Annotated in this window: 19 protein-coding genes and 1 other RNA gene; 5 read left to right on the top strand and 15 right to left on the bottom strand. The window is 66.8% G+C overall.

The features are described 5' to 3' along the window. Positions 1 to 12: 12 nt before the first annotated feature. Positions 13 to 2,718 (top strand): phosphoenolpyruvate carboxylase, encoded by a 2,706-nt coding sequence (gene ppc / locus AC3WRN_RS01070; RefSeq protein WP_492621531.1) that lies wholly within the window; start codon positions 13 to 15, stop codon positions 2,716 to 2,718. A 150-nt stretch (positions 2,719 to 2,868) separates the two neighbouring features. Here the strand turns inward: ppc and AC3WRN_RS01065 are convergent, their stop codons facing one another. The 6 genes from AC3WRN_RS01065 to AC3WRN_RS01040 form a co-directional block, all read right to left on the bottom strand. Then, positions 2,869 to 3,138, bottom strand: coding sequence for a GIY-YIG nuclease family protein (locus tag AC3WRN_RS01065; protein WP_492621530.1), 270 nt, complete (start codon positions 3,136 to 3,138; stop codon positions 2,869 to 2,871). Positions 3,139 to 3,142: 4 nt separating this feature from the next. Next, complete coding sequence (locus tag AC3WRN_RS01060; protein WP_492621529.1) at positions 3,143 to 3,772, bottom strand: glutathione S-transferase family protein; 630 nt, start codon at positions 3,770 to 3,772, stop codon at positions 3,143 to 3,145. 188 nt (positions 3,773 to 3,960) lie between these two features. Beyond that, positions 3,961 to 5,823 carry an ATP-binding cassette domain-containing protein gene (locus AC3WRN_RS01055; protein ID WP_492621528.1) on the bottom strand — a complete coding sequence of 621 codons (1,863 nt, stop codon included), beginning with the start codon at positions 5,821 to 5,823 and terminating at the stop codon, positions 3,961 to 3,963. Positions 5,824 to 5,903: 80 nt separating this feature from the next. After that, complete coding sequence (locus tag AC3WRN_RS01050) at positions 5,904 to 6,452, bottom strand: DUF6933 domain-containing protein (protein ID WP_492621527.1); 549 nt, start codon at positions 6,450 to 6,452, stop codon at positions 5,904 to 5,906. Beyond that, positions 6,449 to 7,906 (bottom strand): restriction endonuclease subunit S domain-containing protein, encoded by a 1,458-nt coding sequence (locus tag AC3WRN_RS01045; protein WP_492621526.1) that lies wholly within the window; start codon positions 7,904 to 7,906, stop codon positions 6,449 to 6,451. The genes AC3WRN_RS01050 and AC3WRN_RS01045 overlap by 4 nt, the downstream gene beginning before the upstream one ends. Further along, positions 7,903 to 10,146, bottom strand: coding sequence for a type I restriction-modification system subunit M (locus AC3WRN_RS01040; RefSeq protein WP_492621525.1), 2,244 nt, complete (start codon positions 10,144 to 10,146; stop codon positions 7,903 to 7,905). The genes AC3WRN_RS01045 and AC3WRN_RS01040 overlap by 4 nt, the downstream gene beginning before the upstream one ends. A gap of 91 nt (positions 10,147 to 10,237) precedes the next feature. Between AC3WRN_RS01040 and AC3WRN_RS01035 the strand changes: the two genes are divergently transcribed. Beyond that, the gene (locus AC3WRN_RS01035; protein WP_068090176.1) at positions 10,238 to 11,302 is read left to right on the top strand and encodes a GSU2403 family nucleotidyltransferase fold protein; all 1,065 of its coding nucleotides are present in this window, start codon (positions 10,238 to 10,240) and stop codon (positions 11,300 to 11,302) included. 50 nt (positions 11,303 to 11,352) lie between these two features. Here the strand turns inward: AC3WRN_RS01035 and metK are convergent, their stop codons facing one another. From metK to AC3WRN_RS00990, 9 genes are all read right to left on the bottom strand, one after another. After that, complete coding sequence (metK, locus tag AC3WRN_RS01030; protein ID WP_068090178.1) at positions 11,353 to 12,552, bottom strand: methionine adenosyltransferase; 1,200 nt, start codon at positions 12,550 to 12,552, stop codon at positions 11,353 to 11,355. 198 nt (positions 12,553 to 12,750) lie between these two features. After that, a complete protein-coding gene (locus tag AC3WRN_RS01025) occupies positions 12,751 to 13,581 on the bottom strand; it encodes a class I SAM-dependent methyltransferase (RefSeq protein ID WP_492621524.1) in 831 nt (276 codons plus the stop codon). A 100-nt stretch (positions 13,582 to 13,681) separates the two neighbouring features. Then, complete coding sequence (gene dusB, locus AC3WRN_RS01020) at positions 13,682 to 14,668, bottom strand: tRNA dihydrouridine synthase DusB (protein ID WP_492621523.1); 987 nt, start codon at positions 14,666 to 14,668, stop codon at positions 13,682 to 13,684. Positions 14,669 to 14,724: 56 nt separating this feature from the next. Continuing rightward, positions 14,725 to 17,268: a TonB-dependent receptor gene (locus tag AC3WRN_RS01015; protein WP_492621522.1), complete on the bottom strand. Its 2,544-nt coding sequence runs from the start codon at positions 17,266 to 17,268 to the stop codon at positions 14,725 to 14,727. A 406-nt stretch (positions 17,269 to 17,674) separates the two neighbouring features. Then, positions 17,675 to 18,934, bottom strand: a complete 1,260-nt coding sequence (locus tag AC3WRN_RS01010; protein ID WP_492621521.1) for a nucleoside permease — start codon at positions 18,932 to 18,934, stop codon at positions 17,675 to 17,677. A 119-nt stretch (positions 18,935 to 19,053) separates the two neighbouring features. After that, complete coding sequence (locus AC3WRN_RS01005; protein WP_492621520.1) at positions 19,054 to 19,662, bottom strand: uracil-DNA glycosylase family protein; 609 nt, start codon at positions 19,660 to 19,662, stop codon at positions 19,054 to 19,056. Between the two features lie 41 nt (positions 19,663 to 19,703). Then, the gene (locus AC3WRN_RS01000; RefSeq protein WP_492621519.1) at positions 19,704 to 21,077 is read right to left on the bottom strand and encodes an FAD-binding oxidoreductase; all 1,374 of its coding nucleotides are present in this window, start codon (positions 21,075 to 21,077) and stop codon (positions 19,704 to 19,706) included. Positions 21,078 to 21,104: 27 nt separating this feature from the next. Further along, a complete protein-coding gene (locus AC3WRN_RS00995; RefSeq protein ID WP_492621518.1) occupies positions 21,105 to 21,461 on the bottom strand; it encodes a YraN family protein in 357 nt (118 codons plus the stop codon). After that, the gene (locus AC3WRN_RS00990; RefSeq protein ID WP_492621517.1) at positions 21,461 to 23,383 is read right to left on the bottom strand and encodes a penicillin-binding protein activator; all 1,923 of its coding nucleotides are present in this window, start codon (positions 23,381 to 23,383) and stop codon (positions 21,461 to 21,463) included. Before AC3WRN_RS00990 ends, AC3WRN_RS00995 begins: the two co-directional genes overlap by 1 nt. A gap of 81 nt (positions 23,384 to 23,464) precedes the next feature. Between AC3WRN_RS00990 and rsmI the strand changes: the two genes are divergently transcribed. From rsmI to mraZ, 3 genes are all read left to right on the top strand, one after another. Beyond that, positions 23,465 to 24,298: a 16S rRNA (cytidine(1402)-2'-O)-methyltransferase gene (gene rsmI, locus AC3WRN_RS00985; protein ID WP_492621516.1), complete on the top strand. Its 834-nt coding sequence runs from the start codon at positions 23,465 to 23,467 to the stop codon at positions 24,296 to 24,298. Between the two features lie 83 nt (positions 24,299 to 24,381). Next, positions 24,382 to 24,748, top strand: an RNA gene (rnpB, locus tag AC3WRN_RS00980) — RNase P RNA component class A. A gap of 324 nt (positions 24,749 to 25,072) precedes the next feature. Continuing rightward, positions 25,073 to 25,519 (top strand): division/cell wall cluster transcriptional repressor MraZ, encoded by a 447-nt coding sequence (mraZ, locus tag AC3WRN_RS00975; protein ID WP_068090196.1) that lies wholly within the window; start codon positions 25,073 to 25,075, stop codon positions 25,517 to 25,519. Positions 25,520 to 25,530 lie beyond the last annotated feature (11 nt).

Here is a 25,530-nt window from a genome sequence, read left to right as displayed (position 1 = left end):
CCGGAGCCCCGCATGGAATCCAGCCGCGAACCCGAGTTCCTGCCGCCCGACGGCCCGCTGCGCGAGGACGTCAGCCGGCTCGGCGCGATGGTCGGGCGGATGCTGGCCGAACAGGGCGGCGACGCGTTCTTCGAGCGGGTCGAACAGGTGCGCACCGCGGCGATCCGCCGCCGCCGCGAGGGCGCCTCGGTGGAGGAACTGGCCGCTTCGCTGGCCGGTCTCGACGCCCACGACGCCGAAGCGCTGGCGCGTGCGTTCGCCACCTATTTCCAGGCGGTGAACACGGCCGAGCGGGTGCACCGCATCCGCCGCCGCCGCGACTACCAGCGCGAGGGCAGCACGCCGCAGCCGGAATCGCTGCTCGACGTGCTGGGCCGGCTGAAGGCCGAAGGCGTGGGCGCCGACGAACTGGTCGGCTGGCTCGAACGGCTGTGGATCGAGCCGGTGTTCACCGCACACCCGACCGAGGCGGTGCGTCGCTCGCTGCTGGAGAAGGAGCAGGCGATCGTCGCTTCGCTGATCGACGGCTTCGACCAGCAGCGCACGCCGCAGGAGCGCCGGGAGGACGACGACCGCATCTACATGGCGCTGTCCGCCGGCTGGCAGACCGCCGAGGCTTCGCCGGTGCGGCCCAGCGTGCAGGACGAGCGCGAGCACGTGGATTTCTACCTGGCCAACCCGCTGTACCGGATCGTGCCGGCGCTGTACGAATCGTTGGCGCAGGCGCTGCAGCGCACCTATGGCGTGGCGATCCGGCTGCCGCGGCTGCTGCGTTTCGCCAGCTGGGTCGGCGGCGACATGGACGGCAACCCTAACGTGGGCGCCGACACCATCGCCGCCTGCCTCGACTCGCAGCGCGCGCTGGTGCTGGAACGCTACCGCGAGGACGTGGCCGCGCTGGCGCGGCTGCTCAGCCAGACCGAGGGACGGGTCGCCGTGTCCGCGGCGCTGCGCGCGCGGCTGGCGGACTACCGTGAGCGCTTTCCCGCGGCCGCAGCACTGATCCGGCCGCGCCACGCCGACATGCCGTACCGCTGCCTGCTGCAGCTGGTCGACGCGCGGCTGGCGCTGACCCGGGACGATGGCCCGGACGGCTATGCGTCCAGCAGTGGATTGCTGGACGATCTGCAACTGATCGCCGACAGCCTGTTCCAGCATCACGGCGTGCACGCCGGCGCCTACGCCGTGGAGCGGCTGCTGTGCCGCGTGCGCAGCTTCGGCTTCCACCTGGCGCGGCTCGACGTGCGGCAGGATTCACGCGTGCACGACGACGCGCTGGCAGCGCTGCTCGCCGATCCGGACTGGGCCATGCGCGATGGCGCCGCGCGTGCCGATCGACTGCGCCCGTATGCCTGCGGCGAGGCGGCGTTCCCGCACAGCAGCGACGCGAATGCCGCATCGCTGCAGGCGGTGTTCGCCACACTGCGCGACAGCCGCGCCAGCCACGGCGAGGACGCCACCGGCCTGTACATCATCAGCATGGCGCGTTCGGCCGCCGATGTGCTGGCGGTGCTGGCGCTGGCGCGGCGTGGTGGACTGGTCGACCAGGCGAACGACGTGCCGCTCAACATCGCGCCGCTGTTCGAGACCGTGGACGACCTGAAGAACGCGCCGGCGACCTTGCGTGCCCTGCTCGACGACCCGGTCTACCGCCGTCACCTCGCCGCGCGCGGCGACCAGCAGTGGGTGATGCTGGGCTACTCCGACAGCGGCAAGGACGGCGGCACGCTGGCCTCGCGCTGGGGCCTGCAGCGCGCCCAGGCGGCACTGCTGGAAGTGGCGCACGCCGCTGGCATCCAGCTGGCGTTCTTCCATGGCCGCGGCGGCTCGGCCAGCCGCGGCGGCGCGCGCATCACGCCGGCGCTGATGTCCGCGCCGCGCGGCGCGGTGGCCGGCGTGCTGCGGGTGACCGAGCAGGGCGAGGTGATCCATCGCAAGTACGGCATCCGCGCGCTGGCGCTGCGCAACCTGGAGCAGACCGTGGGCGCGGTGCTGCGCGCCTCGCTGCGCCCGCCCGGGGGCGAGCCGCGCGTGGAGCGCTGGTGCACCTTGATGGACGCGCTGTCGGCGACCAGTCGGCGGCACTATCGTGCCTTCATCGAACGCGAACGCTTCGTGGACTATTTTCGCAGCGCCACGCCGGTCGACGTGATCGAGCGGATGACCCTGGGCTCGCGTCCGGCCAGCCGCCGCAGCATGCGCGGCGTGCAGGACCTGCGGGCGATCCCGTGGGTGTTCGCCTGGACCCAGTGCCGCACGATCCTGCCCGGCTGGTACGGCCTGGGCAGCGCGCTGGAGCAGGGCGTACAGCAGTTCGGTGAAGCGGCGCTGGCGGAGATGGCGAGCGACTGGCCGTTCTTCTGCAACCTGCTGGACGACGTCGAGATGGTGCTGGCGAAGTGCGACCTGCACATCGCCGAGGCGTTCTCGAAACTGTCCGGCCCGCTGCACGACGAATTCTTCGGGCTGATCCGCGACGAATTCGCGCGCACCCGCCACTGGCTGCTGCGGCTGAAGGGCAGCGAGGTGCTGCTGCGCGGCGAGCCGCGCCTGGCCGCCTCGATCCGCCTGCGCAATCCCTACGTCGACCCGATGAGCCTGCTGCAGGTCGACCTGCTGCAGCGCTGGCGCGCCAGCGACCGCCAGGACGACACCGTGCTGCAGGCGCTGGTCGCCTGCGTCAACGGTGTCTCGCAAGGCCTGCAGAACACCGGCTGACCACGGCCCTTCGTAGGGCGGGCACGGCCCGCCGCTCTCGGTTGGGATATGCCGCGAAAAGCTGACCGCGGCGGGGACCCGTAGGAGCGCACCCTGTGCGCGAATGCTTTTGCGTGACGCGACGAAGAGCATCGCGCACAGGGTGCGCTCCTACGGTTTGAGGCTTGCCTGCAGCGCGGCGATGCGCTGGTCGCGCGGCAAGCGCTTCCAGGCGATCTCCAGCCGCAACGCTTCGCCATGGCTGGAAACCCACACCCAGCCCAGTAACCGTTTCGGCGGATTGGCGCGGGTGAAGCGGGCGCCCTTGCCGGCCAAGTGTTTCGCGTAGCGCTGCTCGGGATCGCGCGCGATGCCGGTGTAGACGCGGCCGTCGGCGCATTCCAGCAGGTAGACGGCCCAGGTGTCGGCGCCGTCGTTCATGCGTTCAGGCCCACTCGACCAGGCCTTCGGCCTCGCACACCTGCTTCCACGATGGCCGTGCCTTCAGTCGTGCGGCCAGCGCGGCCAGCTGTGGCCATGCCGTCGCCGGACGCGGCATGTTGCGTGACCAGCGCATCAGCATCAGCACGTAAAGGTCGACCAGGCTGAAGCGGTCGCCGAGCATGTACGGGCCGTGGGCGTCGAGGTGGGCGTCGATGTGCGACCAGCTCTTCTCGATGCCGGCACGGGCGGCTTCCTTGACCGTGTCGGCGCCGGCGGGCAGGTGGTCGGCTGGGTAGAACCACTGGCGGAATAGCGGCTGCAGGGTGTTGGCCAAGTACAGCATCCATTGCAGGTAGTCGGCACGCTGCGCGCTGCCGGTGGCGGGCGTCAGCGCGGCCTCGGGGTGCCGCTCGGCCAGCAGCATGGCGAGCGCCGCGGCCTCGCCGTGCGGCACGCCGTCGATCACCAGGGTCGGCACCACGCCGTTCGGATTCAGCGCGAGGTAGGCCGCGCTGCGTTGCTGGCCGGCATCCAGGTCGATGCGTTCCAGCGTATGTGGCGCACCGATCTCGAGCAGGGCCTGGTGCACCAGCAGGTTGGCCGAGCCGGGGGCGTAGTAGAGCGTGTACATGGCGATCATCCGCAGGGGCAATCCGCGAATGATACGCCGGACCGGAGTGCCGCCTGCGGCGCGTCGCGGGAAAGGCGAGGAACGAGGAGTGAGGAGTGAGGAGTGAGGAGTGAGGAGTGAGAAAAGGCCTCGAGCGTGGCGCACACTGCTTTCTCTCACCCATCACTCCTCTCCACTCACTCCTGGAATCAGCCGTCCAGTTCCGTCCAGCGCGCGTAGGCCGCGTCGAGCTCGGCCTGCAATGCCACCAGGGCCTCGTTCGCCTTGACGATGGCGGCGCTGTCCTGCTGGAAGAAGGCCGGTTCGGCCATCGCGGCGGTGCGCGCGGCGATGTCGCCCTCCAGTTGCTCGATGCGTTTCGGCAACTGGTCCAGCTCGTGCTGCTCCTTGAAGCTGCGCTTGCGCTTTGCCGCGACGGGGGCCGCAGGCGTCGGCGCCGGCGTGGTGGATTTGCCGGTGGCGGGCGTGCTGCGCGCGGCGGGCCGCTGGCGCAGCCAGTCCGTATAGCCGCCCACGTATTCGCCGACCCGGCCCTCGCCTTCCAGCACCAGGGTGCTGGATACCACGTTGTCGAGGAAGGCGCGGTCGTGCGAGACCAGCAGCAGGGTGCCCTGGTAGTCGGTGAGCAGCTCTTCCAGCAGTTCGAGCGTTTCGACGTCGAGGTCGTTGGTGGGCTCGTCCATCACCAGCAGGTTGGACGGCTGCGCGAACAGCTTGGCCAGCAGCAGGCGGTTGCGCTCGCCGCCGGACAGGCGGGTGATCGGCGCGCGCGCGCGCTCGGGCGAGAACAGGAAATCCTGCAGGTAGCCGATGATGTGCTTGCGCTGGCCGTTGAGCTCGATGTACTCGCGGCCCTCGGCCACGTTGTCCAGCGCGTTGAGCTGGTCGTTGAGCTGCAGCCGGTGCTGGTCGAAGTAGGCGATCTGGATGCCGGTGCCCAGCTCCGCGGTGCCGCGCTGCGGCTGCAGCTCGCCCAGCATGATCTTCAGCAGGGTGCTCTTGCCGGCGCCATTCGGGCCGATGATGCCGATGCGGTCGCCGCGCATCACCGTGGTGGAAAGGTCGTCGATCAGCACGCGGCCGCCGTAGGCCTGGTGCACGTGCCCGAGGTCGATCACCTTCTTGCCCGAGGCCTGCGCGTTGGCCGCGGTCATCTTCACGTTGCCGCCGAGTTCCCGGCGCTGCGCGCGCTCCACGCGCAGCGCCTTCAGCGCACGCACGCGACCCTCGTTGCGGGTGCGCCGGGCCTTGATGCCCTGGCGGATCCACACTTCCTCCTGCGCCAGCTTCTTGTCGAACAGCGCGTTCGCCTGCGCCTCGGCGTGCAGGCGTTCCTCGCGCCGGCGCAGGTAGTTGTCGTAGTCGCCGGGCCAATCGGTGAGCGCGCCGCGGTCGATCTCCACGATGCGCGTGGCCAGCGCACGCAGGAAGCTGCGGTCATGGGTGACGAACAGGATGCTGCCGGCGAACTGCTTGAGGAAGGTTTCCAGCCAGCCGATCGCCTCGATGTCGAGATGGTTGGTCGGTTCGTCCAGCAGCAGCACGTCGGGCTTGCGCACCAGCGCCTGGGCCAGCAGCACGCGGCGCTTCATGCCGCCGGACAGCGCGGCGAAGTCGGTGTCGCCGGGCAGTTCCAGCTGGCTCAGCACGTCGCTCACGCGGCGGTCCAGGTCCCAGCCGTGCTGCGCCTCGATCTGGTGCTGCACGTCGCCCAGCGCGTCGAAGTCGCCCTCATTGAGCAAGTGGTGGTAGCGGGCGAGCAGGCGGCCGAGGTCGCCCAGTCCTTCGGCGACCACGTCGAACACGCTGCCGGCGGTGCCCTGCGGCACCTCCTGCGCCATCCGCGCCACCACGATGCCGTTCTGGATGCGCACTTCGCCGTCGTCGGCCTGCAGCTCGCCGGCGATCAGCTTCATGAGGGTGGACTTGCCTTCGCCGTTGCGGCCGACGATGCACACACGCTCGTTCGCCTCGATCGACAGATCGACGTGCTCGAGCAGGAGCGGGCCGCCGATGCTGAAGTCGACGCATTGCAATTGGATAAGAGACATCCGCCCATTGTACGTGGACGCGCGATCGCTGGCGTGTCGGCGGCTCTGGAATCGGTCGCTGGTCAGTTCGCAGCGCTGACTCAGTGCAGGTCGCGGGTGGGATGAAGCGGGATGATCTTCGCCGAGGGCATCAGTCTGGCGCGCAGCAGATCAGCCGCGAAGTGGAAGTCGCGACCCAGATCCTTGCGTGAGAACGGCGTCTCCAGCATGCGCAGCGCCACCTCGAACGCCGTGAGGCGACCATGGGCGAATTGCGACCACGCCTCGTACTTGCGCTGGTTCATCGATGAAACCAGGCTGCGATTGCCGTTGCGTGCGAACGTCGGCGGCAATCGCCAGGCATCCAATTCGCCTTCGGCCAGCGCACCACCGATCCCGCAGGCGGCCAACAGGAACCGCAGCTGCTCTGCCGCCATCTCGTGCAGGCGTTTCAAATCGACGGCGCGGCCAGGCACGACCAGCACCGTCCCCGTGGCGGCGTTCATAAGCAGCACGAACGGCTGGCGGTCGATGAAGTCGATGTCAGCGCACCATTCGCCCAGCGGGTTGTTCTGCGGCATCGGCTTCGCTGGCGTGCACGGCAGGCGCAGGCGTTTGAGCAGCTTTTGCGAACAGTGGACGACGGTCACGGCGCGGTACTCGTAGACAGCTTGAACGAAGCGAGGTGCTCCAGAGCAGCTGCTTCGGAATCCTCGATCGCGATTTCGACGGCGCGCTTGGCGGCGTCGAGCAGGTTTGCCGCGCAGCGCTTATTGGTCGTAGCGGCTTCGACTGCCTTCCGGATCGATTGCTGGATTGCCCCGGGAGCCAGCCAGACGACGAACTGCGCAATGTCGCTGGGGTAGAGCTCGATCTGTCCGGACGACCCATGCAGCCATTTACTGACCTGCAGTTGGCCTGCAAGGCTGTTCAAGAAGACTGCCAAGTAAACGGGGTCGATAGCATTCGGCTTCGTTCGCAGGATGGTTACGTGGTTATCCGGTAGAGCGTTGTGGTCATGTAGATAAGGTGCTGCCCGCCCGATCGTCCCGACGCCGGTTCCGTTGATCAGCACGTCGCCCGGTCGAATGACGGTGGCCTGGTCATCGCTGCATATACCGTATCGATTGTCGTCGTTGATGCGTACCTCGCCGTTGACGACATGCTTCGAGTTGACGACCGCTACGCCGGCGTCTGCATAGATCGGTTGCGAACCGCGAAGGTTGAGCGCTAGAAGATCGCCGAGCAGTGCCCAGCTTCCGGTTTGCTTGATCTTGTCTTCCAGTAGCGAGGCCGTTGGGGCGAAATGCGCCGCATCCAGCCGTTGGGCGGCAAACGCGTCGCGGCTGCTTCGGACGTAGCTCAGCGGTTCCGGTGGCTGCCAGTTTTCCAGACCAAGGGCGCGAAGCAGCATTTGCTCGGCTTTGAGATTGCCAGTTACCGCGCTGCGGCGTAGATCAAGTGCAGAGTTCACCATGTCGGCAATAGCTACAGATACCTCCTGCGACAGCGAAGGAATAGGTATCTCGCGCACCTTCGATAACGACATCCCTTGTTGCACCATCCCTGACGAGTACCGCGCGAAATGATCTTGACCGTAAGATGAGTTCAGGTAGGCAACGATGAAGCCAGGAGGAAACGAATTTTTGTCTTCCCAGCTTATACGGGCGACATCTTGATCGATATTCGCAGGTAAGGCTTCTTCAGTCACCAACGCACAGAGGCCGACTGTTCCGCGTGTGGAGAGGATGATGTCATCCACTACGAGTGACGATCGTTTGTTTGCATCATCTACCCACGTTGCAATCGGATCTGCGCCTGCGCGCTCGGTGAACCAGTCTTTCGCATTTTTTGCTGTGAGCATCACGATTGGTGAAGCTTCATCCACCACGTGATAGCCATGTGGTCCATCGGTTACATGTGCGAACTCGCCCAGTGCTTTCTGTGGCAACCGGGAAAGGGCACGATCTTCCTGCAAGAATCGCTTTCGGAAGTACTCGGCTTCATAACGCAGTTCATCGTTGAGGTTACGTTTTTGGACGACTGAAATTTCCAGCCCCTCCAACAAGCCCACATAGCGGGCCGCGTCAAAGGGGCGATTCAAAAAAAACCGAGTTTCTCCTTCGCGGCGAACTCGGCAAAGGCCTCGGCGATACCGTCCTGGGTCAGGCCGTCGTGGTTGAACAGGTCGTGCTGGATCACCCAGTGCTCGTGGCTGTCGCGCAAAGGTTTGCGGTAGGTCTCGACCTCGCGCAGGCGCTGCAACTGATAGCCATCCTCCTTGCGAATCGCCTCCAGGCTGCCGTGTTGCTGGATCAGGGCCAGTCCCGATTCGACCCCTTGCTTGCCATCCGGATAAGTGACTCGATACAGGCTGGCGGCTTCCGCCACCGCGAAGCGCTGTTTCAACTCACCTTCTGAGAGGTCTTCCAGCGTTGGCTTGTCGCTCTTTGTCCAGTCGAACAGACGATGGCGTGGCTGCGATAAGGCAATGATTTTCTCGCCGCTGTTGTCCTTGCTGGCCAGTTGCTGGGTGGCGAAGAAGATCGGGTAGTCGTCGGTGCGCGGGCAGTGGTAGCGCGGATCGCTGGCGTCGTCGTTCCACTTCTGCACGAACAGCACGCTGGTCTTGGTGCCGGTGTGCGGCTTGAAGGTGTTGGGGTGCAGGCCGACCACGGCGAGGATGCGGCAGCGTTCGGCGATGAACTCACGTACGCGCTGGTCGCTGGCGTTGTTGAAGCGGCCTTGCGACAGCACCACGGCCATACGCCCGCCGGGGCGCAGGAAGTCCAGGTTGCGCTCGATGAACAACAGGTCGCGGCCGACCTTGCCTTCCAGTTTGCCGTTGGCCTTGTGGCCCAGCTCGTAGGGAGAGAGCATATCGCTCTGCTTGATGTCGCCGGCGAACGGTGGATTGGCCATCAATACGTCGAAGCCGAACGTGCGGTTCTGGTTCTTCGGATGTCGGAGCTTCTTGAGCTTGGCCCAGCCGGGGCCGTAGGTTTCCTGCCAGTCTTCGTCCTGCCGGATGCGCTCGTCCCATTTGGTCCAGTCCAGCGTGTTCATGTGCAACACGTTGGTCTGACCGTCGCCGGCAATCAGGTTGAGGCAGCGTGCCACGCGCACGGACTTCTCGTCGAAGTCGATGGCAAATACCTTGTTGCGCACGTAGTCGCGGCAGCGCTGCGGCTTGTCTTCCATGGTGAACAGGTGCGATACCGGCAGGCCTTCGTCAGCCAGGATCTGCCTCCATACATGGAAGATCGAATGCACGGTGAATCCGGCGCTACCAGCGGCGGTGTCGATCACGGTTTCCGATTCGTGCGGATTCATCATGCGCACGCACATGTCGATCACCCAGCGCGGCGTGAAGTACTGGCCCTTCTCGCCCTTGGACGACTTGCCGACCAGGTATTCGAAGGCGTCGTCCACCACGTCGAGGTTGGAGTTGAACAGCTTCCATTCCTCCAGCGAACCGACACAGACTTGCAGGTGCTCCGGACCGAGCTTGATCTTGTCATCCTCGGCGAACACCCCGGGCCATTCCTTCTTGGCGTCGTCGAACAAGGACTGGATGCTGACCTTGAGCCGCGCGGCGGTGTTGCTGTTGCGGAAGCGCAGATACTTGTGGCGGCCGCGATAGCAGTACATCTCGTCGTAGAGCTTGCTGAAGATCAGCTTGAACACTTCCTCGAACACGTCCACACCGGCATTGGCAAGGACTTCGTTCTCCATTTCCTCGATCAACTGCTTGAGGCTGCGCGTGCGCTTGCCCTCGATTTCGCGGCGCTGCTCAACCTCGATCAGCGTCTGCATCGTCCACGGCTGGCCGGCGATGTCATCGATGGTCTGGCCGACGTTGGGAACGTCGGGAATCTCGACGAAGTAGTTGGGATTCTTGCGGTGCCACGCGACCGATTCCATGCCGTTGCACCACATTGCCAGCGGCGCGCCGGTGGCGTGGGTGTACGAGCGAAGTTGTTCCTTGCCGTCCTTGAGCTTGCCTTGCTTCACTTCGACGATGAGGTAGGGCACGGTGGGGCGGTCGGCATCCATCACCACGATGTCGGCGCGCTTGGAGGTATCGCGGCCGAAGGTGACCGGATATTCCACGCCAAGTCGCGATGCCGGGTACCCGTAGTACAGCGTCAGTCGTTGCAGCCACAGTTGCCGCACCAGTTCCTCGCGCTTGGCCTGCACAGGTTTGTCGCGCACCAGACAATGCACGTAGGCCTTGCCATTCTTTTCCGTCAGGCTGGCTTCGACCGCTGCGAGCGCGGCCCCGCCGAAGAGCTCGGTCAGGGAATCTCGGTCGATGTCGTTGAGCAACTGGTCAAGGTGCATGGGGCGGCCGTTCGTGCGAATGAAAAAGATACCGTGGTTATACCACTCATTCTTTGTGAGTGGTATAACCACGGTATCCGCCGGAGCCCTGATGATGGCCTTGTACCGCGAACTTCCCGTTGCCGCCCAGACCGCCTACGCCGAACTGCAGGAGCTGGTTCAAGTGGCTGAGACCATGCGTTCGCCGGCGTCGCTGACCGGGACGGTGGGCTGGAAGACAATCAAGGGACGCCGCTACGCGTATTGGCAGTTCAAGGAGATCGACGGACGCAAGCGCGAGTATTACCTGGGGCCGGAGGGACCGCCGATCGAGGCGATCGAAAATGCACGCGACAAACCGGTACCGGCATTCGAAGCGGTGGCGCGACAGGCCAGTGCGGCATTCGCCCAGGGCAATGCGCTTACGCCGGCAAAGCACTTTCGCATCGTCAAGCGATTCGCCGATTACCAGTTCTTTCGTGCCGGCGGATTGCTGGTGGGCACGCAGGCGTTCCTCGCCATGGGCAACCAGCTGGGAGTGGTGTGGAGCGAGGGCGCGCGCACTCTCGATCTTGATTTTGCGCATGCGGGAGCAGGCGGCAACGTGGAGGTGGCGTTGCCGGCCAATATGCATGCGGATGTGGACGATGCGCTGAAGTCGCTGGAGATGGGATTCCTGCCGGCACTTGGCGGCAGTCGCGGCTTCGCCAGCAACTATGTCAGCGAGAAGGAACCCGATTTGCGTATCGACTTTCTGACCGTGATGCGCCGTGGCGGCAAGGATGTGTCGATGCCGGATATCGGCGTGGCGCTGACGCCGCTGAAGTTTCTGGATTATTTGTTGGAGCGGCCTGGGCAGGCCGTGCTGCTGGACCGGGCCGACGCTTGCCTGGTGAATTTGCCCGACCCAGCGCGCTACGGCTTGCACAAACTGCTGGTGGCCGCCGAGCGTGGACCGCGGCATGCGAAATACGCCAAGGATATTTTCCAGGCTTTGAGCCTGATCGACTGGCATCTGCAGCGTGCGCCCAGTGTGCTGGTGGAAGCGTGGGACGACCTGGCCGCTCGGGGTGCGGGCTGGGTCAGGCGCGCACGGCAGTCGTTGCAGGCCGCACCTGCGGTACAACATGAACTGGTGTTGCGCTTCGGAAAGGCTGTTGGTCTGAAACTGAAATAGAAACGGGCCGCACGAAGGCGGCCCGTTCGTTCCAATGTGCAGCGCCGGCCTTACTTCAGCTTGGCATCCTTGCGCAGCGCCTCGGCGCGGTCGGTCTTTTCCCACGAGAACGCGGTGAAGGCCTTGCCGTCCGGACCCTTCATCTGGTGCGGGGTGCGGCCGAAGTGGCCGTAGCTGGCGGTCTGCTGGTACATCGGGTGGATCAGGTCGAGCATCTGCAGGATGCCGTACGGGCGCAGGTCGAAGTGCTTGCGGATCAGCTTCTCGATCTTCTCGTCGCTGATCTTGCCGGTGCCGAAGGTGGTGACCGAGATCGAGGTGGGGTGGGCCACGCCGATCGCGTAGCTCACCTGCACTTCGCAGCGGTCGGCGATGCCGGCGGCCACGATGTTCTTGGCCACGTAGCGCGCGGCGTAGGCGGCCGAGCGGTCGACCTTGGACGGGTCCTTGCCCGAGAACGCGCCGCCGCCGTGACGGGCCCAGCCGCCGTAGGTGTCCACGATGATCTTGCGGCCGGTCAGGCCGCAGTCGCCCACCGGGCCGCCGATCTCGAACTTGCCGGTCGGGTTGATGTGGAACTTGGTGCCCTTGTGCAGCAGCTTGGCAGGCAGCACCGGCTTCAGGATGTGCTCGCGCACGGCCTCGATCAGGTCCTTCTGCTTCACGCCCGGGTCGTGCTGGGTCGACAGCACCACGGCGTCGATCGCGGTGGCCACGCCATGCTCGTAGCGCAGGGTGACCTGGCTCTTGGCGTCCGGGCGCAGCCACGGCAGCGGCGAGTTCTTCTTCTTGCGCACCTTCGCCTGCTGCTCGACCAGGCGGTGCGAGTAGTAGATCGCCGCCGGCATCATGTCCTTCGTCTCGTTCGTCGCGTAGCCGAACATCAGGCCCTGGTCGCCGGCGCCCTGGTCTTCCGGGTTCTTGCGGTCCACGCCCTGGTTGATGTCCGGCGACTGCTTGCCGATCAGGTTGATCACGCCGCAGGTGGCGCCGTCGAAGCCGACGTTGCTGGAGTCGTAGCCGATGTCGACGATCACCTTGCGGGTGATCGCTTCGAGGTCGATCCACGCGCTGGTGGTGATTTCGCCGGCGACGATCGCCACGCCGGTCTTGACCATGGTTTCGCAGGCCACGCGGGCGCGCGGATCCTGCGCGATGATCGCGTCGAGCACGGCGTCGGAGATCTGGTCGGCGACTTTGTCCGGATGGCCTTCGGAGACCGATTCGGAGGTGAACAGGTAGTTGGACATCGCGGTTTATATCCCTTCGTGCGGATAGAAAGATAAAAGAAGTCCGGCATGATACATCGCCGCCCCCGGTTTTGCAGCCCGCCGGGATTCTGGGGGCCGGTGGGTTAGGCGGATGTTCAGCCGTTTGGACGGCTTTACGGCCTGCGACGGCGGGCTCGGTCGGGCGTGGCCTGGGGGCGGGGACGATCCGCCCATGGCTCAGTAGGGGGTGGCGCGGGCCTGCACGAACGCAAAGAAGAACACCGCATCGGGGTCGTTGCGGACCGCCTGCAGCTCCATGCGCATGCCTTCGACCGTGGCGGCATCGACCTTTCCGGCCAGCACCAGCTGCTCGGCCGCCGACACCAGCAGTTCTTCCCAGAATTCGATCATGCGCTTGCGTCGCGCCGGCTGACGGTTGTCCAGGTGGATGCTCTTCACTTCCGTCTGCACGTCGCGGTAGCCGCCGGCCAGCAGCAGGTTGCCCAGCTTGGCGCCAATGAACGGGTCGCCGCCGGTGTCGTACTGGTAGTCGTTGAACGCCATCCAGTAGCGCAGCAGGTTCGGCGAATAGGGGTCGAGGAAGAAGGAGGAGTTGAGCACCTCGGTGACGTAGACGGCGGCGCCGGGGCTGAGCACGCGGCGTACCTCGCTGAGTACGCGCGCCGGGCTGGGCATGTGTTCCAGCACCCAGCACAGGTAGGCTGCATCGAAACTGCGTTCGGCGAAGGGAAGGTCCGTGGCGTCGGCCTGGCGCAGGGTATAGCGCGTCGCGCACCAGGTGGTTTCGGCCAGGTTGTGTTCGGCGGCAGCCAGTTGCGCAGCGGAGCGGTCGATGCCGGTGACATGCAATTGCGGAAACCGTCGCAGCAGGATCTCGGTCTGTGCGCCGACCCCGCAGCCGACTTCCAGCAGGCGGGTCGCGTCGCTGTAGTCGATGTGGTTGAACAGGCTGGTTTCGAACATGCGGGCCTGCCGCACCAGCCGCGACTGCTCCTCCGCGGAAAATCCGTGGATATAGGGGAATTCGCCTGTGGCCGTGCTGTTCATCGTCGTGACCGGGGGGCCGAAGGAGCCGCCCTGCTTGCCACGGTACTCCTCCGTCATGGTGCCGGGGAGTGCGATCGGTGCTTTTCTGCGGAGCGTTCGCTCAGGCCGCCAGGCGCGCCTCGTCCTGCAGCGCAGCGAAGTAGTCGCGGGTCAGGCGCAACTGCTCGCTGGCACTCTCGGCGCGGTTGACCACCTGGCGGAAGGCGGCATTCTCGGGGCGGTCCTTCGCGTACCAACCCAGGTGCTTGCGCGCGATGCGCACGCCGGCCGGTTCACCGTAGAACGCGTGCAGGTGCTCGAGATGGCCGAGCAGGATCGCGGCGACCTCGGCCGGTTCCGGCTCGGGCAGCAATTCGCCGGTGGCGAGGTAGTGGGCGATCTCGCGGAAGATCCATGGCCGCCCCTGTGCGCCGCGGCCGATCATCACCGCGTCGGCACCGGTGACGGCAAGCACGTGCTTCGCCTGCTGCGGAGTGCAGACGTCGCCGTTGGCCAGCACCGGGATGCGCACGGCAGCCTTCACCGCAGTGATGGTGTCGTATTCGGCCTCGCCTTCGTACTTGTCGGCGCGGGTGCGTCCGTGCACGGCCAGCGCGGCGATGCCGGCATCCTCGGCGATGCGGGCGATGTTCAGCGCGTTGCGGTTGTCGCGGTTCCAGCCGGTGCGGATCTTCAAGGTCACCGGCACCTCGACCGCATCGACCACCGCCTTGACGATGCGCGCCACCAGCGGCTCGTCCTGCAGCAGGGCGGAGCCCGACCACACGTTGCACACCTTCTTCGCCGGGCAACCCATGTTGATGTCGATGATCTGCGCACCGTTGGCGACGTTGAAGCGCGCCGCCTCGGCCAGCATCGCCGGGTCGTAGCCGGCGATCTGCACGCTGACCGGCTCGGGCTCTCCGGCGTGGTCCATCCGGCGCAGCGACTTGCGCGTCTGCCACAGGGTGGGATCGGCGGTGGTCATCTCGGACACGGCCAGGCCTGCGCCGAGCCGTTTGCACAGCAGGCGGAACGGCTTGTCGGTGACGCCCGCCATGGGGGCGAGCACCACCGGCGGTTCGATACGGTAGGGGCCGATTTGCATCGGGGCATTGTAGTGAATCCCGGGAACCGCCGTGCCGGCGGTTCCCGGGAGCGTGGTTACAGCGCGCCGCGCACGGTCAGGCCGAACGTGCGGGGAGCGCCCAGGAAGGCATTGATCGAGCCCGGCTGGATCGGTGCGTCGTAGCCCACCTGCTTGTAGGTGCGGTTGGTGAGGTTGTTGCCCCACAACTCCACCTGCCAGCGCTTGCTGATCGCACCGACGACGAGGCGCGCGTTGAGCAGGGTGTACGCGGGCTGCATCTTGTACGGGTTCAGGTCCGAGCCGGTGTTGTACTCGGTCATGTGCTTGGCGCCGACATTGAAGCGTCCCATCAGATAGTCGGTGAAGTTCCACTGATAGGTCACGCCGCCGGTGAGTGCCCACTTCGGCGCGAAGCCGGCGGTATTGCCCGGGATCAGCGCCAGCGCGGCGTCGGGCAGCGGATCGTTGCCGTATTTCGCGTCGGTGTAGGTCGCGCCGGCCTGCAGCGACAGCCCCGGGACCCTGGTCTGCCACAGCAGGTCCGCGTCGATGCCCTTGGTGATCAGCTCGGGAACCGAGCGCACGACGTAGCTGGTGCCCAGGAAGCTGTTGAGCTGGAAGTCGGTGTACTTCGAGTGGAACAGCGCCGCGTTGAGCAACAGGTTGCCGTCTTGCCAGCTGGTCTTGGTACCCAGCTCGTAGCTGTTCACAAATTCGCCAGGGAACGAAGTATCGGTGACCGGGGTGATGCCGGCCGGCCCGTTGCTGAGGCCGTTGCCCGACTGCACGCGATCCAGGTTGAAGCCGCCGGCCTTGTAGCCACGCGCAGCCGAGGCGTAGGTCATGACGCTATCGGTCCAGCGATAGGCGGCCTTGAATGTGCCCGACCATTCGTTGGCGGTGAAGTCCTGCGTGGTGCTGCGGCCGTTGAACTGGGTGTTCGCCCACGGCAGGCACATGTAGCCGATCACCGTCGGCACGATCGCGGCGATGTACGGCGCCGGCACGCCGCGGGCGGCGAGCGCCCCACCGACCCGGTTCGGATTGGTCAGCGCGGCCGCGCAGCCCAGGCCACCGTTCGGGTTGCTGTAGAACGAATCGACCGATTTGCTCTCGTGGGTGTAACGCAGGCCCAGGGTCAACGCCAGCTTGTCGGTGGCGTGGAACGTGGCATTGCCGAAGGCCGCCGTGCTCTTCGCATCCTGCTTCCAGCGGTCGTGCGATGCCCCGCCGGTGAACGAGGTTCCGTACGGCCTGCCGGTGGCCTGCGAGAGGAAGGTCGCGGCATTGGTGGTATTGACCAGACCGGGAGGGAACGACGCGGCGATGTCGTTCAGCAACGCCGTGGAAAGGTAGGGCTCATACGCCGGCCCAAGGGTTACCGCATCGTGACGCTGCAGCTTCTCGTTGTCGTAGTACAGGCCGGCCATCCAGTCGAGGCGGTCGGCGCTGCCGGCCAGGCGCAGTTCCTGGCTGAAGGTCTTGAAACGCACCGAGTTGTCGTCCGCACCGTACGGGCGGTACCAGATGTCGGCGCCGCTGAAGTCGAGGTCGGCGCCGCCGATGGCGTCCCAGTTGCGCAGCGCGGTGATCGAGGTGAGCGTGGCATTGCCGAACCACGACGTGATCCAGTTGACCTCGGCCGACAGCCCCTTGTCGGTGATTTTCTGGGTGGTGTCGCGGTTGTTGTAGGCAAGCCGCTTGTCGATATCCACGGCCGGGATCACACCGTTGCCGCCGGCCAGTGCGTTGACGATCGCCGCGGTGGGACCGCGCACCACGGTGACGCCGACGCAGCAGTTCTCGTTGCGTTGGGTGTAGTCGCCGATGATGTTGATGTCGAGATTGCCGCTCGGCCTGATCAGCAACTGCGCGCGCACGGAGTGGAAGTCCTGGTCGCCGTCGCGGGTGAGCGTGCGCGGCCCCACGCCGGTGTTCACGTGATTGAAGCCGTCGCGCTTGCGGTCGACGGCATAGACGCGGAATGCGGCGTAGTCGCTCAGCTTGTTGTTGTACGAGCCGGCCACGCCCGCGGCGCCGTAGTTGCCCACGGTGAGCTCGAGGTTGCCTTCTTCCTTGAAGCTGGGCCGCTTGGTGATCACGTTGATCAGGCCGGCCGAGGTGTTCTTGCCGAACACGGTGCCCTGCGGACCCTTCAGCACCTCGACCTGCTCGAGCTCGCCGAGGTCGCCGAATGCCACGCCGTTGCGCGCGCGCGGCACGCCGTCGATCACGATGCCGACCGAGGATTCCAGGCCGGGGTTGTCGCCGACCGTGCCGACGCCGCGGATGCGTGCGGTGGTCTGCGTCTCCGAGGTGGTGCTGGTGACGAACAAGGTGGGCACCAGGGTCTGCAGATCCTTGATGTCGTGCACGCCGGTGTCCTGCAGCAACTGCTCGGGCAACGTCGCCATGGTGATCGGTACGTCCTGCAACAGCTCCTCGCGTTTCTGTGCGCGTACCGTGATCTGGCTGAGCGTGACCGCCTTGGCGGTTTCCTGCTCATCGCCGGCGGGCGCAGTGGCGTCCTGTGCGTGGGCCAGCGGCAGCTGCATGGCGGCGAGTGCGGCGATGATCGAAAAAGCCAGACATTGGCGACGCTGATGGAATTTGTGCATAGGTTCCTCCCCCCGTGATGGATCCTGGTGCACGGTAGTGCCGCCCCCCGGCGGCGCCTTGCCGTGCTCGCGCTGCTTGACCTTGGATATCGACCGGGCGCACAGCGGCCTCGCTGGCGGCTTGATGGCGCGGTGGATGTCATGTGCGTCAAATCGCAAATTCTTGCGACAAAGCCATCCTATACAGTGCTTTTGGCTAAAGCAACGTCATGAATTTCCGGGTTTTTTGTGCTTTGCGGCAAGCTCGGGAAACGCGCTGGAATCGGTGCGGAGCATGCCCGGGGGGAGGGTGGACGGCTGCGTTCCTGCCGGCTCAAACGAGAGGGGCCTCCGATCAAGGAGGCCCCTCTGGAACGAACGCATCTGCGCCACCCTTGTCGGGCGGGCGGATCTGCCCCTGCCCGGCTCAGACGTGCAGCGGCACGGCGACCGAGCCCGACACGTGCTTGTGCTTGAAGAAGATCGCGAACAGCACCGTCACCACCAGCGAGTACAGCGCGAACGTGGTCCAGATGCCATGCCAGTCCTTGCTGCCGTCGGCGTGGGTGAACCAGAGGTCGATGATCACGCCGCTGATCGAGCTGCCCAGGATCGCGCCGATGCCGTTGGTCATCAGCATGAACAGGCCCTGCGCACTGGCACGGATCGCCGGGTCGCTCTGCTCTTCGACGAAGAGCGAGCCGGAGATGTTGAAGAAGTCGAACGCCATGCCGTAGACGATGCACGACAGCACGATCATCCACAGGCCCGGGCCCGGGTCGCCGTAGGCGAACAGGCCGAAGCGCAGCACCCAGGCGACCATGCTGATCAGCATCACCGTCTTGATGCCGAAGCGCTTGAAGAAGAACGGGATAGCCAGGATGAACAGCGTTTCGGAAACCTGCGAGATCGACATGATGATCGCCGGGTAGCGCACCGCGAGCAGGCCCTGGTACGCGTCGACCTTGGCGAAGTCGTGCAGGAAGGTGTCGCCGTAGGCGTTGGTGAGCTGCAGCGCCGCGCCCAGCATCATCGCGAACAGGAAGAAGATCGCCATCTTGGCGTGCCGGAACAGCGCGAAGGAGGTCAGCCCCAGCGTATCCAGCCATGATTTGTGCGTCTGGCCGCGCAGTCGCGGCGGGCACGGCGGCAGGGTGAACGCGTACAGGCCCAGCAGCAGCGCCGCGGCGGCGGCCACGTAGAACTGGCCGCCCGAGGTTTCCAGGTGCAGCAGGCTCACCGTCCACATCGCCGCGATGAAGCCCACCGTGCCCCATACGCGGATCGGCGGGAATACCAGCACCACGTCCGCGCCGTCGCTCTTCAGCGCGTTGTAGGCCACCGCGATCGCCAGCGAGATCGTCGGCATGTAGCACATCATGTTGAGCAGCATCACCCAGAACAGGGTGGCCGGGTTGTCGATCATCGGCACGATGAACAGCACGATCGCGCCGCCGATGTGCAGCAGGCCGTAGAGCTTCTCCGCGTTGAGCCACTTGTCCGCGATCACGCCCATCAGCGAGGGCATGAACAGCGAGGCGATGCCCATGGTCGAGAAGATCGCGCCGAACTGCGCGCCGGACCAGTGCCGGTACTGGAACCAGTACGCGCCGATGGTGATCAGCCACGCCCCCCACACGAAAAACTGCAGAAAATTCATCACCACGAGGCGGAGCTTGATGCTCATCGGCCGTTATCCAGCATATTGGTTTCCCCAGACGAGGCCGAGGGAAAGCCCCGTGGCCATGAAGCCCGGGCAGGTTAGATGAATCCGCGGGCGGGCGGCAAGGCACGCCGCGGCGTGATTCAGTCGTCGCCGCGCAGCGCCGCGGCCACGCGTTCGCGCAGCACCGGCAGCAGTTCCGCCTCGAACCACCGGTTGCGCGTGAGCCACAGCCGGTTGCGCGGGCTGGGGTGCGGCAGCGGCAGCACGCCGCGCTCGAGATGCGTGCGCCAGTCGCGCACGGTATCGGTGAGCGTGGCCCCACGCACATCGCCCAGCAGGCCAGCCTGCGCGTACTGGCCGATGGCGAGGGTCAGCCGCACCTGGGTGAGCAGCGGGAGCAGCCGCGGATGCCAGATCGCGGCACACGCCGGCCGGGGTGGCAGATCACCGCTTTTGCCCTTGCCGGGATAGCAAAAGTCCATCGGCACGATCGCCACCTTGTCGGCGTCGTAGAACGCGGCGCGGTCGATGCGCAGCCAGTCGCGCAGCCGCTCGCCGCTGACGTCGTTGAACGGGATGCCGGTCTCCTCCACCTTGCGCCCCGGTGCCTGGCTGACGATCAGCAATCGCGAGCGCGTGGACGCCTGCAGCACCGGGCGCAACCCCGGCGGTTGCTGGAGCGCGCAGGTCCGGCAGGAGCGGATGTCCGCCAGCAGGGCGTCCAGCGTATGCACTTGTCGCGCGGTCACCGGGCTTTTCCGATTCCCCGTTCCCGAATCCCGATTCCCATTCAAGGCAGCAGCTTCCCCGGATTGAGGATGCCATCCGGGTCGAACGCGGCCTTGATGTTGCGCATCAGCTCCAGCGTGGCCGGTTCCAGCGCCAGCGGCATGAACTCGCGCTTGACCACGCCGATGCCGTGCTCGCCCGAGATGGTGCCATCCAGCGCGAGCACCAGCGCGAACAGTTCGGGCAGCGCCGCGTAGGCACGCTCGATCTCGTCCACGTCGCGCGGCAGCAGGTTCACGTGCAGGTTGCCGTTGCCGGCATGGCCGAAGCTCACGATGGGCACGGCGTGCTTTTCGGAAAGTGCACGCACGCCGTCCACCAGTTCGGGCAGGCGGCTCACCGGCACCACCACGTCCTCGTTGATCTTGTGCTGCGTGACGCTGCGCTGGGCCAGCGACAGCGCCTTGCGCGCGGCCCACAACGCACGGGTCTGCGCCTCGTCGCGCGCCACTTCCAGCTGCACCAGCCCGTCCATGCGGGCGGCGGCCTCGATGGCGGCGGTGGCACCGTCCAGGGTATCCGGCGCGCCATCCAGCTCAATCATCAGCAGCGCCTCGGCCGCCGGCACGCCGGCCTCGGGCTGGTGGTCGCGGGCCAGCTTCAGCGCCAGCGCATCCATGAACTCCAGCGCGCAGGGCGTGGCCGGCTGCGCCATGATGCGCGTCACCGCCCGCGCGGCGCTGGCCACGTCGCGGTAGGTGGCGCGCAAGGTGCGCACGGCGGCGGGTCTGGGAGTGAGTTTCAACGTGGCTTCGGTGATCACGGCCAGCGTGCCTTCCGAGCCGACCACGAGGCGGGTGAGGTCGTAGCCGATCGCGCTCTTGGTGGTGTGCGTGCCGCAGCGGAAGCTCTTGCCGCTGCCGGCCACGGCGGCGAGGCCCAGCACGTTGTCGCGCGTCGAGCCGTATTTCACCGCGTGCGGCCCGGAGGCGTTGCAGGCGAGGTTGCCGCCCACCGTGCACCACGGCGCCGAACCCGGGTCGGGCGCCCAGAAGAAACCGTATGGCGCCAGCGCCTGTTGCAGCGCCTCGTTGCTCACGCCCGGCTCGACCACCGCGAGGCGGTTGTCGGGGTCGATGCGCAGGATGCGGTTCATGCGCATGAAGTTCGCCACCACGCCGCCCGCCATCGGCACCGAGGCACCGGTGGAGCTGGTGCCGCCGCCGCGCGCGGTGAGCGGCACGCGGTGTTCGCGGCAGGCGCGCACCAGGGCTTCCACCTGGTCGTGCCCGGTGGGGAATACTACGAGCTCGGGCAGGGCGCGGTAGCGCGAGTTGTCGTGCGCGCACTCGTTACGCACGGCGTCAGAGGTGGAGAGTTCGCCGCCGGGAAAGATCGCGCGCAGGCGGTCGAGCAAGGTGGCGGGCAGGGTCATGCCGGGGATTATCGCACCGGCGGGTGTTCAGCACGCCTCGAATGCGCCACGCAGCCACTGCATGCGTACCTCGGCGGCCGGGCCGTCGTAGCTGACCACGTCGAAGCGGCAGGTTCGCCGCGCGTGCTGCGGGTGCGCGGCGAGCCAGTGTTGCGCGGCAAGGATCAGTTTCGCCTGCTTGGCCGGGGTGACCGAGCTGGCGGCGTCGCCGTGGCTGGGACTCTTGCGGTAGCGCACTTCGACGAATACCACGGCATCGCCGTCGCGCATCACCAGATCCAGCTCGCCGTGGCGGGTGGTGTAGTTGCGCGCCAGCGGCGTCAGGCCGGCGCGTTCCAGTTCGGCGCAGGCGCGCTGCTCGAAATCGTCGCCGGCGGCGCGCATCAGCCCGGGACGGACTGGAAGCTGCCGCCGCTGGATGACGGGCTGGCCGGCGCGGGCGAGGCGGCGGGCGGCGCGTTCGACGGCACGTCGTCCAGTTGCAGGCTGCCGCCCAGCGGACGGGCCAGGCCGTTCTGGAACTGGGCCCAGATCAGCACGCGGCGTACCCGGCCGAACTGGTCGGCGGTGAGCTGGCCGCTGGCGCCGGGCACGTAACTGCCCGGGTGGGCGCGCAGCCATTCCAGGTACGGCACCAGGTTCCAGGCGTCCATGCCGAACGCGAACAGCCGCGCGGCGCCGCCGCGGGCGGCGGGCAGGCGGGCGGCGATCTCGTCGCGGTTCGGCAGGCCCGGCTGGGCGTTGAACAGCCACGGCGCGTCGCAGAATTCCACGCCGTCCAGGTCGCGGTTGGACGAAGCGTCGTCGCTGCCTTCGTAGACGTGCGAGGTGGCGATCACCGGCAGCTCGACCCGCGCGATGCGCAACTGCGGCAGCAGCAGGCGCGCCTGGGCCGGGCGCATGCTGATGAAGATGCCGCTGTCGCCCGTTGCGCCGCCCGTGGCCGGGGCGCCGGCCGCCGCAGGCTCGGCGGGAGCGGCCGTGGCGGGTGCGCCGGCGGGAAGGTGCAGGTCGGCGATGAGGCTGGCGTAGTTGGTGGCGCCCGGCGGCAGGGTGATCGTGCCGGCGAGTTCACCGCCGCGGGCGGCCAGCTCGGCCTTGAAGGCGCTGGCCGCACGCTGCGCGAAATCGTCGGTGGAAATCACCGCGTAGACCCGGCGCAGGCCGCGCTCGACCATGTGGTCGGCGGCCTGGGCGCCCTCGCTTTCCGGCAGCAGGCCGAACTCGCTGGCCTCGCCGCTGGGCAGCTGCTTGTCGTCGGGGTGGTTCAGCGCGAGCAGCGGCACCGGCAGGGTCGGCTGGCTGAAGATGGCCGCGACCTCGCCGCGGGTCAGCGGGCCGACCACCAGCCTGGCGCCGTCGCTGGCCGCCTGGCGGTAGGCCCTGACCGCGCCGTCGGCGGTGCCCTGGCTGTCGTAGACGCGCACCGACGGGCGCGGCGCACGGTTGCGCCCGGCGTCGATGTAGGCCGCGAAGAAACCTTCGCGGATCGCCGTGCTGGCGGCCGCATAGCTGCCGTCGTTGGGCAGCAGCAGGGCGATCTGGGCGGGCACCTTATAGCCTTCGCGCACGTTCGCGTCGGCGCCGGGCAGCAGGGTGCCGACCGGCTGCTGCAGTTCCGGCGGCGGCTGGGCCACGGCGACGCCGAGCCGGCTCAGCGCCTCGTTGACCCACGGCAGCATGCGGTCGCCGCGATGCATGGCGGCGGCGCGCTGCTTGAGCGGGTCGACGCCGACCTGGCCGAGCAGTGCGAGAATCTGCTGGCGGTTCTGCGCGTGGTCGAAGCCGCTCAGCTGGTCATCCATCTGCACGCGGGTGCGGGCGGCGCCCCAGGGGTCGCCGCTGGCCGCCATCGCGCGGGCGCGCCACTCCAGCAGGCGCAGCTGCAGCGGGGCGGGCACCGCCACGTTCGGCTGGGTGGTGAGGCGCAGTGCGGTGGCCGCGTCGTGCCGGTCGAGCGCCAGCTCGGCGCGCAGCAGGTCCAGCCGCAACGGTTCATCGCCGCTCAGGCGCTGGCGCTTGATGCCGTCCAGTATCGGGGCGGCGCGGGCAAGCTGGCCTTCCTCGCGCCATGCCTCGGCGGCCAGCAGGCGGTAGCTGTCGGCGTGCCCGCCCGATTGCGTGGCCAGGTTGAGGTAGGCCTGTGCGGCCTGGTCGTACTGTCCCTGCCGGGCCAGCGCCTCGGCACCCTGCGCGGCGGCCATCTCGGCCGGCGAGCGCGGCGCGTTTGCCGGCACGCAGGCGGCCAGTACCAGCGAAAACAGCAGTCCGGTCGCGACGGCGCGCGAGTGGCGCATGAAGCGCATGGGAAATCCCTTGTTCGTCATGGTCGTCAATGCGCGATCATAGCGGATCGATTTGCCGGCTTACGGCGCAGGAGTTCTCAGATGTCATCAGGGTCCGTTCAGCCCGGTTCCTTGTGGGTGGTGGCCACGCCCATCGGCCATCGCGACGACCTGTCCGCCCGCGCGATCGAGACCCTGCGCGCGGTGGCCGTGATTGCCGCCGAGGACACCCGCCACAGCCGGCCGCTGCTGGTGCATCACAACATCGACACGCCGCTGGTTGCGTTGCACGAGCACAACGAGCGCGATGCGGTGGAGGCGATCGTGCGCCGGATGCAGGGCGGCGACGCGGTGGCGCTGATCTCCGATGCGGGCACGCCGCTGATCAGCGATCCGGGTTTCCGGCTGGTGCGCGCCGCGCGCGCGGCGGGCATCCGCTGCATTCCGGTGCCGGGCGCCTGCGCGGCGATCGCAGCGCTGTCGGTGGCCGGCCTGCCCAGCGACCGTTTCGTGTTCGAGGGCTTCCTGCCGCCGAAGGCGGCGGCGCGGCGCAGCCGGCTGCAGGAGCTGGCGGGCGACGCGCGCACCGTCATCTTCTATGAGTCGTCGCACCGCGTCGCCGAGAGCCTGGGCGACATGCGCGACGTATTCGGCGCCGACCGCGAGGCGGTGCTGGCGCGTGAGTTGACCAAGCTGTTCGAGACCGTGCTGGGCGAACCGCTGGGGTTGCTGGCGGCACGGGTCGCCGCCGATCCCGACCAGCAGCGCGGCGAATGCGTGGTCCTGGTCGCCGGCCGCGGCGAGGAGGCCGACGCCAAGCTGGCCGAGGGCCGGCGCGTGTTCGCGATCCTGCGCGAGGAACTGCCGCCGGCGAAGGCGGCGAAACTGGCGGCGGCGATCAGCGGCGCGCCGCGCAAACTCCTGTATGGGGGGTAGGAGCGCACCCTGTGCGCGATGCCTTTCGGCGGCATCGGTAAAAAGCGTCGCGCACAGGGTGCGCTCCTACTACACTTGTACGTGGAGTCGGCCGGACAGTCGCGTCGCGCGCAAGCGCATCGAGGAAAGTCCGGGCTCCGCAGGGCAGAGTGCCAGGTAACTCCTGGGCAGCGTGAGCTGACGGCCAGTGCAACAGAGAGCAGACCGCCGAACGGCATCTTCGGATGCGCGTGGCAAGGGTGAAAGGGTGCGGCAAGAGCGCACCGCGTACGGGGCCAACGCCGTACGGCACGGTAAACCCCACTCGGAGCAAGACCAAATAGGGGAACGATAACGCGGCCCGCGTTGTTCCCGGGTAGGTTGCTGGAGCCAGGCGGCGACGCCTGGCCGAGAGGAATGACTGTCGCGCCGCAAGGCGTACAGAACCCGGCTTACAGGCCGACTCCACCTCTTCTTCGCCTTCATCACCACCGCGATCCGTCGTCGCGGTGGCGATGAAGGCGCCTGCGTGAACGGCGGTTCATGCCGGCGTGGCATCGTGGCGCCGATCCGGTGGGATTTCCCCCGGTTCGGGGCCAAGTCGGCGTGTTTGTATTTATAAAAAATTCCCTGCTTTCAAACACCTTGCCGGCGTTTCTCAGAAAATGCTGCACGTGTGGCCAGCATTCCGCCTTTACTCCTTGATTCACAAGCGATTTCCCTTGACAGTCTCATGGGGCGAGATTATCGTGGGCTCCAGTGTGAAATTGTGGGTTTTAGTGGAGTCTGCTGACCGTGTTCCAGGGCGAAACCGCCATCACCATCGACGACAAGGGCCGCCTGACCATCCCGACCGCCTATCGGGAGCAGGTGGCGGGCGAGTGCGCCAATCGCCTGGTGATCACCTACAACCCGTTCGAGCCGGGCTGCCTGTGGCTGTTCCCGCATGCGGCGTGGGAGCTGGTGCGCGATCAGGTCAACGCGCTTTCCAAGGTGGTCAAGGCGCATCGCGACATGCAGATGAAGCTGGTCGGTGCGGCCGCCGTGGTCGAGCCCGACAGCGCGGCACGCATCCTGCTGCCGGCCAGCCAGCGCGCCACCACCGGCATCGAGAAGAGGGCGGTGCTGCTGGGCATGGGCGACAAGTTCGAGCTGTGGAGCGAACAGGAGCACCTCAAGAAGATCCGCCAGACCATCGGCGAAAGCGAGATCACACAGGCAATGGCGGAATTGCGCCTGTAAGGCGCGATCGG

This window comes from Rhodanobacter sp. FW101-FHT13A11, assembly GCF_058790335.1.
This window is presented reverse-complemented; position numbering and strand designations above follow the sequence as displayed.

Excerpts from the sequence above, each read along its gene's own strand:
- ppc (WP_492621531.1), top strand. The coding sequence starts at position 13 with ATGGAATCCAGCCGCGAACCCGAGTTCCTGCCGCCCGACGGCCCGCTG.
- AC3WRN_RS01065 (WP_492621530.1), bottom strand. The coding sequence starts at position 3,138 with ATGAACGACGGCGCCGACACCTGGGCCGTCTACCTGCTGGAATGCGCC.
- AC3WRN_RS01060 (WP_492621529.1), bottom strand. The coding sequence starts at position 3,772 with ATGTACACGCTCTACTACGCCCCCGGCTCGGCCAACCTGCTGGTGCAC.
- AC3WRN_RS01055 (WP_492621528.1), bottom strand. The coding sequence starts at position 5,823 with ATGTCTCTTATCCAATTGCAATGCGTCGACTTCAGCATCGGCGGCCCG.
- AC3WRN_RS01040 (WP_492621525.1), bottom strand. The coding sequence starts at position 10,146 with ATGCACCTTGACCAGTTGCTCAACGACATCGACCGAGATTCCCTGACC.
- AC3WRN_RS01035 (WP_068090176.1), top strand. The coding sequence starts at position 10,238 with ATGATGGCCTTGTACCGCGAACTTCCCGTTGCCGCCCAGACCGCCTAC.
- metK (WP_068090178.1), bottom strand. The coding sequence starts at position 12,552 with ATGTCCAACTACCTGTTCACCTCCGAATCGGTCTCCGAAGGCCATCCG.
- AC3WRN_RS01025 (WP_492621524.1), bottom strand. The coding sequence starts at position 13,581 with ATGAACAGCACGGCCACAGGCGAATTCCCCTATATCCACGGATTTTCC.
- dusB (WP_492621523.1), bottom strand. The coding sequence starts at position 14,668 with ATGCAAATCGGCCCCTACCGTATCGAACCGCCGGTGGTGCTCGCCCCC.
- AC3WRN_RS01015 (WP_492621522.1), bottom strand. The coding sequence starts at position 17,268 with ATGCACAAATTCCATCAGCGTCGCCAATGTCTGGCTTTTTCGATCATC.
- AC3WRN_RS01010 (WP_492621521.1), bottom strand. The coding sequence starts at position 18,934 with ATGAGCATCAAGCTCCGCCTCGTGGTGATGAATTTTCTGCAGTTTTTC.
- AC3WRN_RS01000 (WP_492621519.1), bottom strand. The coding sequence starts at position 21,077 with ATGACCCTGCCCGCCACCTTGCTCGACCGCCTGCGCGCGATCTTTCCC.
- AC3WRN_RS00995 (WP_492621518.1), bottom strand. The coding sequence starts at position 21,461 with ATGCGCGCCGCCGGCGACGATTTCGAGCAGCGCGCCTGCGCCGAACTG.
- AC3WRN_RS00990 (WP_492621517.1), bottom strand. The coding sequence starts at position 23,383 with ATGCGCTTCATGCGCCACTCGCGCGCCGTCGCGACCGGACTGCTGTTT.
- rsmI (WP_492621516.1), top strand. The coding sequence starts at position 23,465 with ATGTCATCAGGGTCCGTTCAGCCCGGTTCCTTGTGGGTGGTGGCCACG.